This window comes from Methanothrix sp. (assembly GCA_029907715.1).
In the GTDB taxonomy this organism is placed as follows: Archaea; Halobacteriota; Methanosarcinia; order Methanotrichales; family Methanotrichaceae; genus Methanothrix_B.
Genome location: JARYLI010000020.1, coordinates 1 through 19,985 on the forward strand (window position 1 = coordinate 1; position 19,985 = coordinate 19,985).

The window sequence follows — 19,985 nt, forward strand, 5'->3', positions numbered from 1 at the left end:
TATCTCCTTATAGCGGTTATGAGGTGCTTGTGGACCACAGGCACGCGCCGCTCCTTGCTGCCCTTGCCTGCAACCCGAATGTAGGCCATCTCGCCGTCGAATTCGATGTCACACAACCACCCTCTCCCTTACTGCCTTGCTGATGCTGCGCATGATGTAGGGTTGAAGCTATGGTTCTGTGCAGATACGAGATCGCTGGAACCTCTGGCTCATCCTCGTAATCTTGATCCAGCCTATGAGATCGTCCGGCGTCAACGACATGCCTGCCACGAGTAGATCCCTGACCTCACGCAGCCTTGCGATGCGGGTGGGCTCTGAGTATGTCAGTAACGCCCAAGAGTCCTCTTAAGACATGATCAAAGTCCAAGAGGAGGGGCGCAGCTCAGCCCAAAACATGTTTAAGATATGAATTTTCATAAAATTACAGAGGTCAGAACATGTGCAAGGCTGCATTTCTGATTGTAGCTATATTGATATCTGCGGTAGTCACCTGCGATGGGCTTGAGATCCGTGGTTATGCTCAGGAGGTCGTTGATGGTGCAATAGTCACATGGGATCCACAGATCTTCGCCGGCTTCTACTACGATATCGATGACGGCATCGGCAACGAGCAACTCACAATGACAATCACGGGCAACAAGCTCGAGGAGCCCAACGGTGTCATGTACACAACCACAGTCCAGGAGAAGGAGTTCGAGTTCGAGGGCTGGGGCTGGTACAACTCCATAGGATTCCTCGGTGAGGAGTGCTTCGCCGGTTACAGCGATAAGAGGCCCATATGGCACGGCTATGAGATCGATCCGGAGCTCTACAAGCGGTCCACAGGCAGGAACACGCTCGTCGATGAGCAGCTCCTGAAGGTGCTGATCGATGATGACACTGAGAGGACAATCACATCCAGTGTGCCCCTAAAGCTCGCGGATGGCTACGAGCTGGCTATGAAGGCGATAGACATCGATGGCAGAAGCATCCTTGTGGAGCTTATGAAGGACGGCCAGAGTGTCGACACACAGATAATCTCCCCATCCAAGGAAGGCACCACGATGAGCGACCAGACATACTGCTACAGGAAGAGCATCGGCGACACCGAGAACATAGTCCTAATTGCCGTCCACTTCAAGAATGCTTTCATTGCGGATCCGAGAGTTTCATCGGTGAAGGGGATAATTGCAACAGTAGATGGTATCTTCCACGTATCTGAGCAGCCGATAAATATCTCAGTCGATACGCAGTACGGCAAGATGAGAATATCCATGGTCTCTGACACATCGATCGGGATGGACAACAAGGACAACACCATAACACTGAACAAGAACAAGGACATCACCCTGATGGCTGACATCCATATCAAGACAGCTGATCAGGACGTAATCGACGCTGATAACCCGCTCAGGTTCTACATATACAAGGAGGTCACAGAGCCCGGGACATACGAGATACGAGGCGCTGTTCAGCAGGTCGTTGATGGTGCAACAGTCACATGGGATCCGAAGACATTCGCCGGCTTCTACTATGACATCGATGACAACATCGGCAACGAGCAGATCACAATGACAATCACGGGCAACAAGCTCGAGGAGCCAAACGGTGTCAAGTACACAACCACAGTCCAGGAGAAGGAGTTCGAGTTCGAGGGCTGGGGCTGGTACAACTCCATAGGATTCCTCGGTGAGGAGTACTTCGCCGGTTACAGCGATAAGAGGCCCATATGGCACGGCTATGAGATCGATCCGGAGCTCTACAAGCGGTCCACAGGCAGGAACACGCTCGTCGATGAGCAGCTCCTGAAGGTCCTGATTGATAACAGCACAGAGATCATGATCGAGCAGGGGGAGTCCCTAAAGCTTGCCGAGGGGTATGAGCTCAAGATCAAGTCCCTCAATCGGGAGGATGGCAAGCTGTATCTCGAGCTGCTGAAGGATGGAAAAAGCGTAGATACCGCCGAGGTTCCGTTATCATCACCATTCGCCACGATGTCAGATCAGACCTACTGCTACAAGAAGAGCATTGGAGATACAGAAAACATCGTCGTGCTAGCGGTGCATTTCAAGAACGCGGTGGCAGCAAAAGATCCGGAGACGCTGAATGAGCTGGGGGTGTTCGCCACTGTGGATGGTATATTCCAGGTGTCGGATCAGCCGATGGACGTCTCCGTTGACACAGAGTATGACAAGATGAGGATCTCTAAGGTCGATGCCACATCGATCGAGATGGACAACAAGGACAACGCCATAACACTGAGCAAGAACCAGGACGTCTCCCTGATGGCTGGCATCCACATCAAGACTGCAAACCAGGACATAATCGACTTTGATGTGCCGCTCAGGTTCTACATATACAGAAACGTGACTATCTGAGCGCGCGTATGTGTGTTTGGTATCTGTCCACCTGGATGGTGAGCAGATACCAAACACACACAGCCGCATGGATGTCCATTGGCCATCGGTTAAGGATTTTATGTAAATATATTGACCATGAAATTTGACAAATTGAGATCTCCCCGAGTTTGATTCAAACCGACCGCCTGTGGACTTGAGTCCTGATAGCAGTACTGAGGCGAGATAAGACTATTAAGTCCAATTCTACACATGTCGATCTTAACCGATGACGCATGCAGTCTTATGCGAAAGAGTTGATACCAGCCTATTATGTTGTTACCAATGGTCGACGGACTAAAGTATATCAGTTCAATGGCCTGCTTGCGCCAGATGAATTGGTACTGGACTTCGAGCAATCGGATCTTTCCAGTAAATGGGAAGAGTTGTGTCGTTATATAAGTAAAGATGCTGCAGTAGAACGCAAGGAATGGATGAATAGGCAAAGCGGCTTTAAGGTGTAAAATGTAGAGCCATATCTCTGAGCACAAACGAGTCATCCAGATACAATGGCCACTGCGGTAAAGTCAGAAGGCTTCCTGGGATTCCTGCAGCTGGCCGCATTTCTCATCATCTCAAGGAGACTGTGAATTTTGAGACGACTTCAATGTAAGAATTACAAGCACAATTTATAAATAAGGTAGCTAGTGACACATATTCATGTCAATATTGAGATTTCTGGAAATCCTGCTAATTCTTGGCATTTTATATCAGACAGCTCTCTGCGAGGTAAGCGTTGAGTACTCTGGATATACAGAGTATGATGGCCGCCCTGCCAGGCTGGCTCTGGTATTCAACGGAAATGCTGTGACAGGCACGCTCAGCGTTGATCCCGTATGCGAGCAGTACGTCCACCTCACAGGTGTCAGGCTCGACCTGACCGGCACAGCAACAGGCCCGTGGGAGGACAGATCCACGACCATCACGGGCACATGGACCGGCGGAGATCTCGAACCCTGCACAAATAAGTTCATCACAGGAGACCCGGCGTATCCGAATGCAGGCGCCTTCACTATCTCCATGGCCAAATCTGGAGGGAAGGATGTCGTGAAGCTTGTCAGGATGCCCACAGGATACGGCTATATCTTCCCCGCAAAAGGGGGCAGGGTAACATCACCAGCTACATCGACCTGGAGCGGCAGATGGGAGACCAACTGGGGACCGATGATGCTTGAGCAGGTAGGTAACAGCGTAACAGGAAACTACACCCATGATCAGGGTATTATTACAGGTAGTATAGTCGGAAACAAACTCATTGGCAGATGGTCAGAATATCCGACGTACAGCCCTCCGAATGATGCGGGGGATGTGGAGCTGACGATCTCTGAGGACGGCAGGACATTCACAGGCCGCTGGAGATACGGCTCTGAAGGCGACTGGAGCGGCGACTGGACCGGAACTAGGGCGGATACCAGTGATGAAGAGGCATTGATATTTGAGACTCCAACCCTTGCAGCTGTGTACAATGAACCAACAGCGCCGACGGAGTTCATTCTGGAAAGGCCGATGAGAATCACAAAGATCCGCACCTACCACTGGAACTACGGCGAGGGCATGGCTCCGGGAAGCATATCACTCAGAGATTCAACGGGAAAGACATACGGGCCATGGCAGGCATACGGCGAGCCCGGGATGGGCGGTGTGCCCAATGCCTACTGGGTTGTTGAGCCGAATATTTTGCTTCCCGCAGGAATCTATGAGGTCATCGATTCCGATCCGTCCACATGGTCGCAGAACAGCGAGACAGGAGGAAGAGGTGTGACATTGGTCTATGCGATACCTGCATAGGGACAGGTATTGCCTATCGGTATTGAAGCTGGTGGCATCCAGAGATGGTTGCGCAGACCATCCACATATTTTTGAGGATTCCTACTTTGATTGTTTATCTGGCATATTTGGGTCTGAATTTTCCTGATCTGCCATGTTCGCTCTTAGCGAAATCTTTTTTGCAGATGTGGTTCAACATAATATCACCACCCTTCGTTTAGGTAGATTGAATAACAGACCACAGGAGCGGAATCCCACAGCAGCCTGTCTCGATATAACACCCCCTTGCTCCTGTGGTCTAACCCGAACGTGCAGAACAAGCTCCCATGAACGTCGATGTTCTCGCAGAGGCCATCTGTCATCCATGCACGTCACCACGACGCCCTCGAGATGTCCCTTGCAACATCGCTGTCAGTGAGCGCGAGGTACTTCTGAGTTGTTGCGAGGCTCTCGTGCCCGAGCACCCTTCGCACAGTCTCTATATTCGCACCCCTGCGCAGGTAGATCGTGGCAGCTGTGTGACGTAACATATGTGGATGTACCCGTTTCTCGATACCCGCAATCCTTCCCAGCCTGGATACGATCTTCCGGAGGTTCCTCGAGCTCATCGGGAATAGCAGCTCGTCCTGGTCCAGACCGCGCGTGTATCTCCTTATAGCGGTTATGAGGTGCTTGTGGACCACAGGCACGCGCCGCTCCTTGCTGCCCTTGCCTGCAACCCGGATGTAGGCCATCTCGCCGTCGAATTCGATGTCACGCCTCCGGACCGAGAGCAGCTCTGCGGACCTGAGCCCGCATCGGAGCATGAGCTCCACGATGAGCGAGTTCCTCTCGGGATCCCTGGTGGTACCCGCAGCCTGGATGATCGCCCTGGCCTCGACCTCGGATAACGCGGCTGGCAGCTTCTTCTCAGCCCTCACTCGCGGTATCTTCCAGCCCAACCCGAACAACCTCGAGTAAGCTGAGATGCTCGTCGCCTTTCTCGCCAGGCTCTTGTTCTTCAGGCCTTTGTCCTTCATGAACCTGAACCAATCAGAGATGAGGTCTTCACTGATATCCCTCCCGCCGGCGAACTCGATGAGCTGTTTGAGATCGGATGTGAACGCCTTTATTGTGTGAGGCGACAGCCCCCTCCCTTTGAGATGGGTCTCGAACTCAAGAGTTCCGATAGTCATTAAGGATCACCCTGTTTTCCCGTACTATCCGGAACTCATCATGTATAATAGTTCCTGTAGTGATCCCTATAGGAACTAAAGAAAGCCTCATATCACCACACACTAAATTATATTCATGCGAGCCAAATGTCTCATTCTGGTCCTGATGCTGGTATCAGCCGCCCAATGCCAGCAGACAGCAGGAGATTGGATCGACAAAGGTGCAGATTTTTATATTCAGGGCAAATTTGAAGACGCACTCAGGTGCTTTGATGAAGCCATCCGGCTGAAACCTGATTTTGCAGGGGCATGGAACAACAAAGGAGCTGTTCTCAATGACCTCGGCAGGCACGATGAGGCGTTAGAGTGCTACAACGAAGCCATCCGGCTGAACCCTGACGATGCAGATGCATGGAACAACAAAGGCCTCGCTCTCTATTACCTCGGCAGGTATGAAGAAGCGTTAGAATGCTACAACGAGGCTATCCGGCTGAAACCTGATTTAGCAGAGGCATGGAACAACAAAGGCCTCGCTCTCTATTACCTCGGCCGGTATGAAGAAGCGTTAGAATGCTTCAACGAAGCTATCAGGCTGAAACCTGATGATGCAGAGGCATGGAACAACAAAGGCCTTGCTCTCGATGCCCTTGGCAGGTACGAAGAAGCGTTAGAGTGCTTCAATGAATCCATCCGGCTGGATCCTGATTTTGCAGAGGCATGGAACAACAAAGGAAATGCTCTCGCTGGCCTCGGCAGGTACGATGAGGCGTTAGAGTGCTACAACGAATCCATCAGGCTGAAACCTGATTTAGCAGTGGCATGGAACAACAAAGGATATGTTCTCGATGCACTCGGCAGGTACGAGGAAGCATTAGAATGCTGCAACGAATCCATCAGGCTGAAACCTGATTTAGCAGAGGCATGGAACAACAAAGGCCTTGCTCTCGGTGACCTCGGCAGGTACGAAGAGGCGTTAGAATGCCTCAACGAAGCTATCAGGTTGAAACCTGATTATGCAGTGGCATGGACCAACAAAGGAGCTGCTCTCGCCGAACTCGGCAGGTACGATGAGGCGTTAGAATGCTTCAACGAATCCATCCGGCTGAAACCTGACAATGCAGAGGCATGGTATGGCAAAGGTCTTATTCTTGAGACTTTAGGAAGAGATTCAGAGGCTGCGGCAGCTTATCAGAAAGCACGGGAGCTGGGTGCAATGATCCGTGATCGATGATCACACCAGCTCCATTTTTAAAGATAGATGAGGAAAAATCGTGCGGTATGCACACGTTGGACGACGCAACCGGTGGCGGGGAGATATCGATTTTCGTGTTACGTCTGCGGCTGAGAGACGTAACATGTATCCGGGAAGCAACATCATGCATGCCCTCCGCACCAGTAATCAAGAGCTCGACGTCGGGCACTTCGTGAACCCCCCAAAACCACCATCAAAAGGTCACTTTTGTAGTGCAACATTGCTAAGTAAAATACCAATAATGTGGTACTACCAAGCGAGGCCGCAGCAGTGCGATTTTTATGCACAAGATCGAGCCCGAGGGCCTCATCACATCCACAACCGCTGCAGCCAGGCCTTCATCACATCCATCACGCCGAAACGCCCCTCTCTCCAGGACCTCAGGGCTCCAGCACCACCTCCAGGACCCGGCGACAACAGGCAGGTATTACAACACGAGAGAGCACGGAGAAAGAGAGCATCTCCGAGAAGGGGGGAGGGGGGGCAGTTGCTCGGTATGGCGAGGGCAGTCATTGCTCGAGATGAGCAACGGGCAAATGCCCGTAAATCGCTTTACGGGCCGGTTTCGGTGCACCTCACGCACTCCAAATCCTGCCGCTGGTGAAAATTGGCCTGTAAAGCGATTTTACGGGCCGCCTGCAGTGCTCGCGCACATCCTGTTTTTAGGGCCCTGGGGCAGGAGAGAGCTTGATGTCGCTGAGGCGGGGCTTATCGAAGCCGCCCGCCTGTACGAACTCTTCCAGCAGTTGCTTTATCCTCGCCCGCATCTCCTCGATTGTCAGCTCAGTCCTCACAGCGGTGTTATCATTATCAGGCCCAGACACCTCTATCGAGTTGAGACTGAGCCACTTGTCGGGGTCATCCCTCGGCAAAAACCGAGTGCGGTTAACGAGGAAGAAGATCTGCGCTCGTACGTTCCCGTTCCTGCCGGCTTCGTACAGCGCATCAGCGATTATCTCCACCCTGGCCCTCATCACGCTTTGTACCCTTGCATCAAATTGTGGGTGGCGTCTTCTATACTCGTTGAAGTACGACACAGACACACCGGCGGCCTCGCACGCCTGTTTTATTGTACACCCGTTCCCGAGCATCTCCAGTATCTTCTCTCTCGTATCATTCGATAGCTTCGTGTACCTCCGCTTCTTCACTGACGTCTGCTTGAGCCGCACAGTGAAGCCTGCTGCCCGCAACCGCTCTATCTCGTCATCGCTCACGTCGTCCAGGCCGATCTCAACGTGTCCATCGTGTGATTTCAACACGAGTACGGGCTTCAACGCCTCGCCGCCCTCTTCCGGCTCACTTTCATCTGTCCGCTTCATCTTTTCACCTTACATTATGACGATGTGCCACTATGAACACCGCGCAGTTTCGGTAAATATGTGCACCGCTGAGTGATCAATCGGATGCATCGTTACACTTTTTTCGCACATTTATGATGATATACACACACGTATTTTTACACTTCACGCTTCGCATATCTCCCCTCGGGATTGCCGCCTCCTCAGGCCCTCCATCTCCACCTCCAGCTCATCCAAGTGCCTCCAGATCTAGCTCCACCACCAGCTCCAGGCCTGACAGATGGGTATAGAGGACAAACCAGTATCGGCGGAGGCCGTGCTAATCGCTCCTGTGGAGCTCCCCCTCAGCGACAGTGGTAGTACCACATTCACGAGAGAGTGATATAACATGTAGTACCACTCATGAGTGGCGCAGCAGTGCGGTTTTGCGCGTCTGCGTTTACACCCAGGGAGACGACCGATTTGTCCACCCTGGACAAAACCGGTCGATTTTGGACAGCTGCTGAGGGGGGCGAGGGGATGGATGACATGAGAGGGAGATGATCACACAACCACCTCTCATCTCATCTCGTATCACCCCCCATAGCAGGCGAGGATCCAGTGCTCGCCGTCGTAGGGCTCCCGCGGGTCACGTCCTCGTTTCAGCACAAGGCCGTCTGCCTCAAGCTGCTTGAGTGCCTGTAGAACGTCGCCTGGCGGCAGATTCGTTTTTCGCGAGAGCTCCCATGCGGTCAGCCCGTGTTCGTCCGCGTCCTGCAGCAGATCCTGGATCTGGTCGCTGATCTTATCGCCTCCCGCCAGTCCGTTGATGCGGCCGGTAGCGGTGGGGGTGGCAGCGGTCGGCATTACCGTAACAGGTTCTGGGCAGGTACACGTCCACTGACCGCCACTTGGGGCGGTATCGATCGAGCGCCTGGGCATGCCAACATATCCCCTACGTTGGAGCTCTGAGATCAGAGCGCGTTCATCAGGTGGTTCAGTACTTCGTTTCTGTTGCTCCGTCAGGCCCGTATCTCCGCTCCCCGAACGATCTAACGGGCTTCCCTGTCCCATTGCCTGCCCCAAGCAATTCGCTATCGGGAGGTCCCCTGTCCCACTTTTGGGCTTCCCTGTCCCATTGCCTGCCCCAAGCAATTCGCTATCAGTCGCCTTCCATGCCCCACTTGCCCCACTTGCCCCACCTCTTACACAGAGAGAGGTCCTCAAAGTGTCTGATCCAACCAGATCAACAAACCAACTTAACATTCCCTCTCCCTCTGGGACATGTGGGACATGGAACACTTCTTCTATATCAAAATCAATATCTGTAGTTGCATTTGTTCCCTGTCCCATCCCTTGGGACAGGGAAGGGACATGGTGGGGCAGGGGAGCATGTTGCTGATTTCCTTCCACCCCATCTCCTCGTAGAGAAATCGTGTTGTTGTATGCCTCCAACGGGTTGAATCTGGACGGATCGAAGACCCAGACCTTGCATTTGCGAGTTATCTTCTCGCCGCTACGGTTCGGTACTGACTCCATGCGCTCCTCAACCATGAGCGCCCCACCTCGTATTTTGTGCTCGAGGCCGTACTGGTTGCGTTCTTTCCGCCCGCTTAGCATGCGGTCGATTGTGCGCGGAGACAGTGGTCGACCATCTGGGCCGCGGTACTCGCTCACAACATCGTTGATTCTGAATTCGAACGGCTGGTTTCCCGCCCGCTTGTGCAGCCACATCAAGAAGTGCAGCTCTCGATCGCTGAGCTTTGTTGAGAGATTCTGCGCCCTTGCCCCGAAGACGTCCCGCGCAGAGTAATAATCCTCCTCGGTGGCGGTTACAACCGTGTAGCCGTCCCTCTCGAATGTCTCCCTCTGAGCGCTTCTCAGTATAGCGAATGCTGCTAAGAGATCAGCGAACCTTCCAGGGTTCCGACGGTCGTCTAAATCCTGCCACTCGAGCCGGAGCTTCCCCTCTTTGTCCCTCAGGAAGGGTGCCCTCACCAGCCAGATCTTTGATTTTATCTCCCTCAGTATCTGGCGGCATATCATAACCTCCTCGGTGAGCGGGAACTCCTCCCTCCCCTCGATCAGTGGAGCAAAGATCATCTCGAGTACCCGGTGGTCTTGCTCCCTCGACTCGTCCACTCCTATCTCAAACAAGCGATTGACCAGCTGCTCCTCCTGGTCGAAAGCGACAGACGTCAACCACCAGGTCAGCCTCTCAGGGAGGTAGCGCTTCTCGATCTTGCCCAGCTTGTTTACCGTCAGGTAAGGGGCCGGCTCCTGGAAGTTTGACATAGCCCGCTTCAGGGTGTCCTCCAGGTCCTCCGATATCCTGACGTCGTCTGAGAAAATCACCATCCCGGGCTTGATGTCAGGGTCGTAGTAGATGGCCTTCGGGCTTAGCGACGTGAACTTAACCCACTCTGGAGGCATCAAATGCTTGAGAGCCTTACATAGGTGGGTCTTGCCCTTCCCGCTTGCCCCTGAGAGCTTCGGTTGCAGGCCGTTAGCATTCTTGCACGATCCGATTACCGCTGAACAGAGCAGTACTACAGCGGATTGCCTGTCCCCCACGTGGAACCGAGAGAGCACGTCTAAGATGAACTGCACAGGGTCTCCGTGCTTCATGATCTCCTGCGCCCTCTCCCTGATGTGCTGCGGGTACTCCTCGATCTCCGGCTCGGGCTTCTCCTCAGCCTTCGGCGTCGACTCGCCCCTCTGCTCGGTGTTCGAACCACCCAGGCCCTTGACGAGCTCTTTGTGTTTCGCCTCTGTGATCAGCCCTCGCTTTAGCGCTGCTTTGAGGGTCTGCTTCAGCGCCTCCCCCACCAGCGCCCCAGGGCGGGCATTCTCGCACGGGACCGCCCCCTCGAGGACAGCCAGCAAGAGCCACGCGTCCCCTCCTGTCCCATGCCGGAAGCAATGCCACACCCCCCTCGACGGGTCCACTGCGAGGTTTCGCCCAGTAGTCGAGCCATGGGCTGGATGGGGGCCTGCCATCTGCTCGCCCACTCGCTCGAATCCGGAGAGCTCGATGACCTGATCAATCCGGATCGGGGCCTGCTGACTGAGCCAGCCTGCCCGTGCATCGCAATCACCAGCGACGCCATCGAGAACCTGCCTGGTTGTGTAGGGCAGTAAGAGCCCCCTCAAGATGTCTGACCAGTCGCTCCGCTCCTCGCTGCAGCAGTACTCCTTAGCGAGGGAGAAAGACAGCGCAACATGCTTACCGCTCTGGAACACCTCGAGGGCCGGCTTGATGTTCTCGAGCTTCAGATCCGGCTTTCCGGCTCGCTTCTCGCGGAAGATGTGCTGCCTGACGTCCTCGGGGAGCTCCCCATCAAGCTCGAAGGTCTCGATGTTCTTTTCGGTCGGCGGGCTCTTGCATAGAACCACTGCATGGAACCCACACCCAGACATCGAGACCTCGACAAATGGGGATTTGAGGGCCCTTAGGAACCGGTCCGCCTCTGGGTGGACCCATCCAGTCTGAGGGTCGCGGACGCAGTCCAGATCCACAAACACTATCTGGGCCTCGCCGTCCAGGGCTCGCCTGCACACCCAGCCGATGCCGTCGGCTCCATACAGCTTCCTGGTTCGCAGAGCCTCCACGGCCTCTGGGAACGATACCCACTTCGCGGGGTCATTCCATCCGGCAGACGTCCACATCTTGCTCTGGGGATCCCAGCCGAAGGGCTGTTTTTCCCTCCTGAGCACGAATTGCCGCTTATCCCGCATGAACTCAGGCAGGACGGCGGCCCTTGGTGGCGAGGAGATCATCTCCCCTCGCCCCCTGCCCGGCAGTGGATATTATCGTACGGTAAATGATATGCACTAATCACATATATGGTACGATCACCATACGGTAAATGATATATACTGAACCAGCATATGGTATAATTGTACATACTAAACACGGTTTTCATGTGAGATCACCTCTTGGGCCTCGAGGGGTTCACAGAGGTCGACTCGCTGGGGGTGCGGTCGCCCGCGACCTGTTCCCCGTTTTCATCCTCTATTCCCTATGCGACACAGTCCCAATGCCTCTCTAAGAACTCGGAAACGGCCTTCTCAATAACTCTCGATCTCGACCTGTAACCGCATGTGTTGTGTTTCACAAAATAGTCGAGCCTGTTTCTCGTCTCAGCGTCCGCGTACATACTAAATACGGTTTTCATGTCTTTTACACCTCCATAGCTGCTATATATTCTAACTTCTTTAAAGCTGTCGCTTTTCCCTCACCATCCCTGCCTGAACTGCCTTTTTGTCGGCTCGTTCATTCCAGATGATGTATGAATTTGCCCCCCCCCTTGGCGCGCATACCCCTACCTGTCGAGGGCAAAAAGATATTCATACGCCAACACGGATTTTATTCAGGCGAGAATCGGCATCGTGGGGGGTAGCGCACCGGTGCAGCGTCAGCGGTGGTAGTGGAGGTGGAGGGAGAGAGACGAAATCCGCAGGGGGTTCACTCCGCTCAGCTCAGCTCCGCTCAGCTCTCCGAGGATGCGGTGCGGTACTGCTTCGAGATACGTTAACGTTAATATTCGCCGCACCATTTCTTCGGTGATGGCTGCAGAGTGACAGCCCCCTACTGCTCCTCCATGCAGCCATCTCGTTTTTCAACGTCTCTCTCTTTCTCCCCCCGCCCCCGATTGCGGAGATCACCACCACTACCACCCGCACTCGTCTCTCCATTAATGTGGTACTACCACCAGAGGAGCAGGAGAGAGGGGGTGTTGGTAGGCAGCGATCGATTGATGCGGCCCCGCTATCGCTTCTTCGGCGCTATGATGGACTCTGGCGCCTCCTCGATCGTGTAGATCGCATGCTTGAAGATGACCACCGTGCGGCCGTTCTGCATCTCGATCTCAATCTCGTAGGTCGAGTAGCTTTTCAGCTCTCCTGTAATCGGCGGTAACCCTGCCACCATGGGAGTGATCTTAACTCGCTTGTGGAGGAACCTGTCAAAATATCGGGTCTCCGGTGGCCGCCCCTTTTTCGGCTTTGCAGCCTCGCCCGCAGGCACTGGCGGCTTACCTCCCGTTACTGCCTCTGCCTCCCCTTTCACGGTCGCCACGCTCTCCTTCTCGCCCTCCGCCTTCAAGCCTGTTGATTCAATCTCCGTCATGTAAAATGAAATATGAAATCATGTGACTGCCATGCGTTGTAGTAATCCTCAGGCCAGGTTGAAAGTATGAACAGGAACGCATTTGGATAGTCGAACCAGCAGGACTCTGCAATCATCTTTTTCCCTTCTTTGTCCTCGGCTGTTGTTCTCACAATTCGATCTGTCTTCACACCATTAATCTCTTTTAAATATTTTGAGTCATCCGTATTCATGTTCCTGGTGTACCCTCTGCTGGCCAGATGTTTCTTATTCCACTCCTCAAGCGCTTCTGCTTTATATGCATCCTTCTTACCTTCAAATAAATAATTGAGTCCTTTCATAATCGACGTGAGTTTATACACATAAATCTCAGTCTTTCCGAGATCGTTTGCCAGATACAGCCCGGACAGCTCGTAGCCTCTTTTTTCAAGCTCCATCTTTTTATAATCATTTACAGATGTATCTTTGGGAACATGGCATGTTAATGTGTACTCCGTACCGATCCTCAAATCGGTCAGAGTAGAGGCGGATGCATCGAATTTGCCATTATCAACACAGCCACTTATGAGAATTATAAAAATAAATGCTACTGCAAATGCTGTATGTGATAGCTTCGATAATATCCTTCTGCACTTCATGAACACGCACCTCAGACATTGCAGGTCATTATCATGGGGATACCCTTTGATCTCGCATCATCGAATTTCTCCTTGAACGTGAACTGGTACTCCTTTTCGATAGAATGGCCGGTTGTGGTTGTGATGCTGGCCCGGATCAGGAACCCTCCCCAGCACCATATCCATATCTCAAAGTTGCTATCCCGATCTTCAGAGACAACCACCGGGTTCGGGAACGTTGGATGCAGCAGATATGTCACCTTCTTGACCTTATCCACGTCAGGTCCTGTTATGAAGATCCTGTTCCTCACGATCACGTAATTGCCTCTCACACAGTAGAGCACACGACGGTCTTTATCAGAGTACACATCGCTGGCAATCTCCACGTTCAGACTGGTGTTATCTGTATCGTTTGAGGGTACCGCAGCAGATATGGTGAGGTTCTGTTGAGCTGGTGGCGGCAGGGTTGTATTGTTCACCGGCAGATGGGGTGTGGTTAATCTCTTGGATTCGATCCCGGGCCCTTCGAATTGAGCCGCCTCTGCAAAGGCTGCTGTTAATAGCATGATCACACATATCGGAGCCAGTTTCCTGCGCATATCTATCAGCTGCATGACATACCAGCTTCAGATACCTGCACTCAAACAGCATATCCGAGGGATCGAGCCCTCGAATACGCTGAATTCGCCTCTTCGTTCCTGCCAAGCCTCTCCAGGATAACTCCCCTGGTTCTCCAGGCAACAGGATCGCGCGGGTTCAGCTGAACAACATCGGATATGCACTCCAGAGCCTCCTCGTATCTGTTCAGCATCATGAGAGCGTTGCATTTTCCGTTCAGCGCTTTTATGTTTGAGTTGTTAATTCTCAGGGACTCGTTGTAGCACGCGATTGCCTCATCATACCTCTCGAGGGAGAGCAGAACCATTCCCTTGTTGCACCAGACATCTGCGTTCGATTGATCGATGCTGAGCGACTTGTTATAGCACTCCAGCGCATCGCTGTACGCACCCAGCTCAGCCAGAGCAACACCTTTTCCGTTCCAGACGGACGCATCATGTACATTCGTCTCTATGGATCTGTTGTAGCTTTCAAGAGCATCCCTGTACCTCCCCAGACCGAGCTGTGCATCCCCCATGCCCTTCCAGACGCCTGAATCCGCACTTCCTGACACGACCAGTCGATTGTATATCTCCAGCGACTCTCCGTACCGGCCGAGAGCGTTCAGGGTCATCGCCTTTCCCCGCAGTGCAGCCGCATTTGATGGGTCAATAGACAGAGCCGTATCATAGCTCTGCAGCGCGGCTTCGAGCTCGCCCAGCATTGAGAGCGAGTCTCCCCTGCCGATCCATGCAGCAACATCTGCTGATGAGAGGTTTATCGCATGCTCATAGCACTGGAGCGCATTTCTGTAATCCTGCAGGCTGCTGTGCGCTCTGGCCTTTCCCTTCCATGCAGCGATGCTTGTGGGATCCATGGAAACTGCTTTTTCGAAGCGCTCGATGGCATCGCGGCTGTTTCCGAGATCCACCATGACGTTTCCGGTGAGCACAAGTGCCTCGACGCTGTGCGGATTCAGTTCTGAAGCTTTCCTGTATTCGTTAAGCGCGTCCTCTTTCCTGCCGAGCTTCTCGTACACCCTCCCGATGGACAGCCACGTGTCTGAATTGGATGGATCCAGAGAGAGCGATTTATTGTAGCTGTGAATTGCATCGAGGTATCTGCCGAGAGAGGCCAGTGCCCTGCCGTTCATCGCCCATGCAAAGGCGCTGTTGGGATTGATCTGCAGGGATCTGTTGCTCGCATTGAGCGCTTCTTCATACCTTCCCACAGAGACGAGCGACTCGGCCTTATTCGCCCATGCTGTTGCATAGTCCGGTGCGATCTTTATGGCCTGATCGTAGCATGCTATAGCCTCTTCATGCCTGTTCATCCTTGATAGCGTCGCACCCTTATTGTTCCACGCAGCTGCACTGGTGGGGTCGATGCGCAGACATCTCTCGTAACCATCCAGCGCCTCGTTATACCGTCCGAGAGCCGATAATGCATTGGACTTACCGTACCAGGCCTCCGCATACGATGGGTCGAGCTGGAGCGCTTTTTCATAGCTGCTGAGCGCTTCGGTGTGTCTCGACAGCTCGAAGAGAACATCTCCCCGGTCCTTCCAGATGGTGGCGTCAGACTGGTGGAGCTGTATGGTGATGTTGAAGTTAACAAGGGATTCATTCAGCCGTCCGAGCTTGTAGAGGGCAAATGAATACCCATGCCAGTAATCTGCATTCTTATCGGAGATCTCTATTAATTTTTTAAAAGATTGAAGAGCATCCTCGTATTTTCCTAATGCGAGCTGTGTTATGGCAATGTCTTTTTTATATTCCAATGTATATTCATAATAGTATGAATAACCTGGCATCATATTATTAAGTGTGCTGTTGTAAATTTTCAGGGCATTCTCGTAATATCCCAATTTGTATAAAGCGTCTCCCTGGTGATTTTTTACAACATAATATGATTTTCCCTGATTATTCCGTGCATCTCTAATTGCATTGTTGTAACATTCCAGTGCATCAATATAATTTCTAGACTTATAAAAATTATCTCCTTTAACAAGCCACGTATTACCGGTGCAATCCGAATCCGTACATCCCCACGTCGGCCCGCTATCAATTGACAGTATGCAGAATGCTGGGGAGATCAGGAAGAACATCACGTAACAAAAAATGAGAAACTTTGTGTTCATACTGCCTCCCTCCTTGTAGAGTTGCCGTACCCCAGTTCTTCAGCTTTTGATAGTGCTTTCTGTGCCTCTTCGGTGCTCCCGAGTATCTCGAGAACAACACCCTTTTCATGCCACGCCAGGGAGTCGGACGGATTCAGCTCGATGGCCTTGTTGTAGCATCTCAATGCCTCCTCGTACATCCCTGTGCTGTTGAATGCAAGACCCTTGCCATACCAGCCAGCAGAGCTCCACGGGTTCAGATTTATGACCTTATCGAAGCATTTGATGGCGTCCTCTGATCTGTTCATCGCAATCAGGACCATGCCCTTGTTCAGCCAGGAGGTCTCGCTTTCTGGAGCTATCTTTGTTGATTTGTCAAGCGAATCCAGGGCAAGATCGTAATTTCTCAATCTGTAGTGGCACAGTCCTTTTAAATACCAGGCATCGGAATCCAGTGGGTTGATCTCCAGGGCCTTCTCGAGACTCTTTAGCGCATCACTGTACTTCCCCAGCTGATACTGCGCATGCCCCACAGTTCTCCACGCATCAGAGTCGAACGGGTTGAGCTCCTTTGCTTTTGTGGATGCGGTTATGGCCTCCTCATATTTTCCGGTCTCCAGAAGGACAATTCCTTTATTTTTCCAGACCTCCGCATTTTTACTGTCAAGATCGATGGACATGTTGTAGCAATGCAGGGCCTCTTCGTACAGTCCCAGTTTCGACAGGGAATCTCCTTTTCCTGCCCATGCGGATGGGTTTGATGCATTGCGATCTATGCTCTGAGTGTAGCTCGCAACTGCATCTTCATATCGACCCAGCCTGTAGAGAGCAAGACCTCTGTTGAGCCAGGCTTCTGCGAGTGTCGGATCTTTTTCCAGGGACTGATTTATGCTTTCCAGCGCCTCCTCATACCTGCCCAGATTGTTGAGCGCGATTCCCCTGAGCAGATAAGGTTCCGAGTTACCGGGATCGTATGAAATCGCCTTTTCACTGGCATTAAGCGCATCTTTATGTCTTCCAAGTTTGCTCAGAACTCTGGCTTTTGCAGCCCAAGCTTTGCCGAAGGATGGCAAAAGATCAAGTGATTTGTTATAGCTGTCAAGCGCAAGATTGTATGAGCCCATTCTGTAGAACGCCTCGCCACGACCCAACCATGCCTCCGCATTCAGCGGATCCACAGAAATGGTCTTGTTGAAGTTATCCAGGGCATCTCTGTACTTACCAAGCATCAACAGGGTTGTTCCTCTGGCGTTCAGTGCAACCGTACTGGATGCATCGAGATCAACAGCTTTCGAGTATGCATCCAGTGCACTTTTATACATACCAGATGCATAAAAAGCATCTCCCTTCAGCATCCATGCATTTATGTTTGATGGATCAATATCGAGTGATTTGTTTACAGCTAGAAGGGAGATGTCATAAGACCCTTTATTATAATATTCTTTTGCATTCTCAAACCAGTAATCGGCAGTGTACTCCCCCAAGGAGCACGAAATGTAACAGAGCATCAACACCGAAGTGACAGCACATAGCGTGATGGCATTCTTCAAATACTACCCTCCTATAAAAATACCCTCCTATAAATCCGTCACATAATATGCATAAACTCTATATAAATTTTGTTCGGTCGAGACGATGTCCAGTCCGAAAGTCCTGACGCTCTTATCCATTTGATGACTTGCCCGAAGGAGCAGGGGTCATGCTATGCGTTCGTTTTGACGAATGAATGCTTTCAGCGACCACATTGCATGCTCTGCAAGTTGCTACGCACATAAGAGCGTATATTGTGTATAATTTATTGTAAGATTGTAATAACAATATTTATTACTAAATACATAAAATTACTTCCATGCGTCTGCTGGAGCTGGTGGATCTCACAGTATCGTTCCCAACAGTCGATGGTGTTGTTAGAGCTGTCGACCATGTTCATCTCAGCATAGATAATGTAGAGCGGATGGGCCTGATAGGCGAGACAGGGTGCGGAAAAACCGTGCTTGGCATGTCGATTATCCGATTGCTGCACCCCTCGGCGAGGGTTGGGGGGCGCATTCTGTACCGTGGGCGAGATCTGCTGGAGATCAGCGCTCGTGACATGCAGCGGTTGAGAGGAAAGGAGATAGCTCTGATACCCCAGAACCCCACAACATCCCTGAACCCTGTCCTGAGGGTTGGAGACCAGATCGCAGAGGTCATTCAGCTTCACCACGGAATGAGCAAGACAGAGGCTTGGAGACTCGCGGTAAATATGCTCGGGGAGATGAGAATACCAGATCCTGAGAGGAGAGCGCGCCAGTACCCCCACGAGCTGAGCGGCGGGATGAGAGAGCGTGTTCTGATAACCATGGCGCTGGCATGCAATCCTACTTTTATCATTGCCGATGAGCCAACAAAGGGCTTGGACTCGAAGACGAAATCACAGATCCTGCGGCTGATGCGTACCGTTACGGCGGGGAGATCGATGCTGATGATCACCCATGATCTCGGCGTGGCAAGATCGATCTGCGACAGGATAGCAGTTATGTATGCGGGTGAGCTGCTAGAATGGGGTCCAAGTGAGGAGATCATGGACGATCCCCTGCACCCCTACACACGTGGTCTCATAAACTCGTTGCCCAGTCACGGTTTAGAAGCGATACCGGGCACAAGCCCGTCGCTGATAAATCTGCCATCAGGGTGCAGGTTCCATCCTAGATGTCGACTGGCAACAAAGACCTGCAAGAATATCCACCCGGATATGATCGATCTTGGTAACGGACGGGCTGTGAGGTGCATTTTATGTACCTGATCGAGGCGATAAATCTCAAGAAGTACTTTTCTTCTGGTATCATAAAAAAACATTACACAAAGGCAGTTGATGGAGTCTCGTTTTATATAGAGCAAGGAGAGACACTGGGACTTCTGGGCGATAGCGGCAGCGGAAAAACCACACTTGGCAGGCTGTTGCTCAGGCTCATCGAGCCAACCGAGGGCAGAATTCTGTTTGACGGGATCGACATCACTGCAATCAACCGGAGGGAGCTGCGCAGGATCAGACCGAGGATGCAGATGATATTTCAGGATCCTGAATCGTCCCTGAACCCGAGGATGAAGATAGCTGAAAGCATAGCGGAACCCCTTAAGCTGGGGTTGAACGGAAGGCTCTCGAGAGAGCAAATCCGAGAAAGGGTTCTGGAGCTGATTGATATTGTGGGGTTAAACCCAGAGCATTTGAACCGATACCCATACCAGCTCAGTGGAGGCCAGAATCAGCGGGTTGTTCTGGCCAGAATTCTCGCCGTAAACCCTGATTTCGTAGTAGCGGATGAACCCACTGCGTCTCTGGACGTCTCAGTTCAGGCTCAGATCCTGAACCTCATAAAGCAAGTGAAAAGTGAACATGGCACAACAATGCTATTCATCTCTCATGATGTCGAGATACTCAAACACATGTGTGACAGGATTGCAGTGATGGAGAGAGGCAGAATTGTGGGGGTTCACGAACGCAACGATTTCGCCGATTTTCCAGTGAGTAAGCATGATAGTGCTCAAAAAGTTGTGGTCGAATCTTGATCCTGCATTTCGCATTCGATCTTATCCATCTGATAACTTGCCCGAAGAGACACCAGTCACGCTGTGCGCTAGGGCAGTGTGCCGAAATTGCTGTAATTTCGGAGGCACCCTGTATCCAGCAATCATCACTCTTCGTCTATGGATAGATACCTTTTGCCTGTAATCCAC

The 19,985-nt window shown here is 52.1% G+C and carries 13 protein-coding genes; 5 read left to right on the plus strand and 8 right to left on the minus strand.

Annotation, left to right across the window (positions count from 1 at the left end):
• Nucleotides 1-437: 437 nt before the first annotated feature.
• Both QHG98_08990 and QHG98_08995 read left to right on the plus strand, forming a co-directional pair.
• The gene (locus QHG98_08990; GenBank protein MDH7597852.1) at nt 438-2,357 is read left to right on the plus strand and encodes an S-layer protein domain-containing protein; all 1,920 of its coding nucleotides are present in this window, start codon (nt 438-440) and stop codon (nt 2,355-2,357) included.
• A 678-nt stretch (nt 2,358-3,035) separates the two neighbouring features.
• Nucleotides 3,036-4,163, plus strand: coding sequence for a hypothetical protein (locus QHG98_08995; protein ID MDH7597853.1), 1,128 nt, complete (start codon nt 3,036-3,038; stop codon nt 4,161-4,163).
• 350 nt (nt 4,164-4,513) lie between these two features.
• On the opposite strand, the gene QHG98_09000 is transcribed toward QHG98_08995, so the two are convergent.
• The gene (locus QHG98_09000) at nt 4,514-5,317 is read right to left on the minus strand and encodes a tyrosine-type recombinase/integrase (GenBank protein MDH7597854.1); all 804 of its coding nucleotides are present in this window, start codon (nt 5,315-5,317) and stop codon (nt 4,514-4,516) included.
• Nucleotides 5,318-5,462: 145 nt separating this feature from the next.
• On the opposite strand from QHG98_09000, the gene QHG98_09005 reads away from it, so the two are divergent.
• Entirely contained in the window at nt 5,463-6,527 is a 1,065-nt protein-coding gene (locus tag QHG98_09005; protein ID MDH7597855.1) for a tetratricopeptide repeat protein, read from the plus strand.
• A gap of 683 nt (nt 6,528-7,210) precedes the next feature.
• Here the strand turns inward: QHG98_09005 and QHG98_09010 are convergent.
• From QHG98_09010 to QHG98_09040, 7 genes are all read right to left on the minus strand, one after another.
• Nucleotides 7,211-7,867, minus strand: coding sequence for a hypothetical protein (locus QHG98_09010; protein ID MDH7597856.1), 657 nt, complete (start codon nt 7,865-7,867; stop codon nt 7,211-7,213).
• Nucleotides 7,868-8,419: 552 nt separating this feature from the next.
• On the minus strand, nt 8,420-11,605 hold the full coding sequence (locus QHG98_09015) for a hypothetical protein (GenBank protein ID MDH7597857.1): 3,186 nt from the start codon (nt 11,603-11,605) through the stop codon (nt 8,420-8,422).
• A gap of 991 nt (nt 11,606-12,596) precedes the next feature.
• Nucleotides 12,597-12,956, minus strand: a complete 360-nt coding sequence (locus QHG98_09020; GenBank protein ID MDH7597858.1) for a hypothetical protein — start codon at nt 12,954-12,956, stop codon at nt 12,597-12,599.
• The gene (locus QHG98_09025) at nt 12,953-13,573 is read right to left on the minus strand and encodes a hypothetical protein (GenBank protein ID MDH7597859.1); all 621 of its coding nucleotides are present in this window, start codon (nt 13,571-13,573) and stop codon (nt 12,953-12,955) included. Before QHG98_09025 ends, QHG98_09020 begins: the two co-directional genes overlap by 4 nt.
• 11 nt (nt 13,574-13,584) lie before the next feature.
• Complete coding sequence (locus tag QHG98_09030; GenBank protein ID MDH7597860.1) at nt 13,585-14,151, minus strand: hypothetical protein; 567 nt, start codon at nt 14,149-14,151, stop codon at nt 13,585-13,587.
• A 41-nt stretch (nt 14,152-14,192) separates the two neighbouring features.
• Nucleotides 14,193-15,929, minus strand: coding sequence for a tetratricopeptide repeat protein (locus tag QHG98_09035; GenBank protein ID MDH7597861.1), 1,737 nt, complete (start codon nt 15,927-15,929; stop codon nt 14,193-14,195).
• Nucleotides 15,930-16,285: 356 nt separating this feature from the next.
• Nucleotides 16,286-17,818, minus strand: a complete 1,533-nt coding sequence (locus QHG98_09040) for a tetratricopeptide repeat protein (GenBank protein MDH7597862.1) — start codon at nt 17,816-17,818, stop codon at nt 16,286-16,288.
• A 299-nt stretch (nt 17,819-18,117) separates the two neighbouring features.
• Here QHG98_09040 and QHG98_09045 point away from each other — a divergent pair, with 299 nt between their 5' ends.
• Entirely contained in the window at nt 18,118-19,053 is a 936-nt protein-coding gene (locus QHG98_09045; protein ID MDH7597863.1) for an ABC transporter ATP-binding protein, read from the plus strand.
• Complete coding sequence (locus QHG98_09050; GenBank protein ID MDH7597864.1) at nt 19,044-19,817, plus strand: dipeptide/oligopeptide/nickel ABC transporter ATP-binding protein; 774 nt, start codon at nt 19,044-19,046, stop codon at nt 19,815-19,817. Before QHG98_09045 ends, QHG98_09050 begins: the two co-directional genes overlap by 10 nt.
• Nucleotides 19,818-19,985 lie beyond the last annotated feature (168 nt).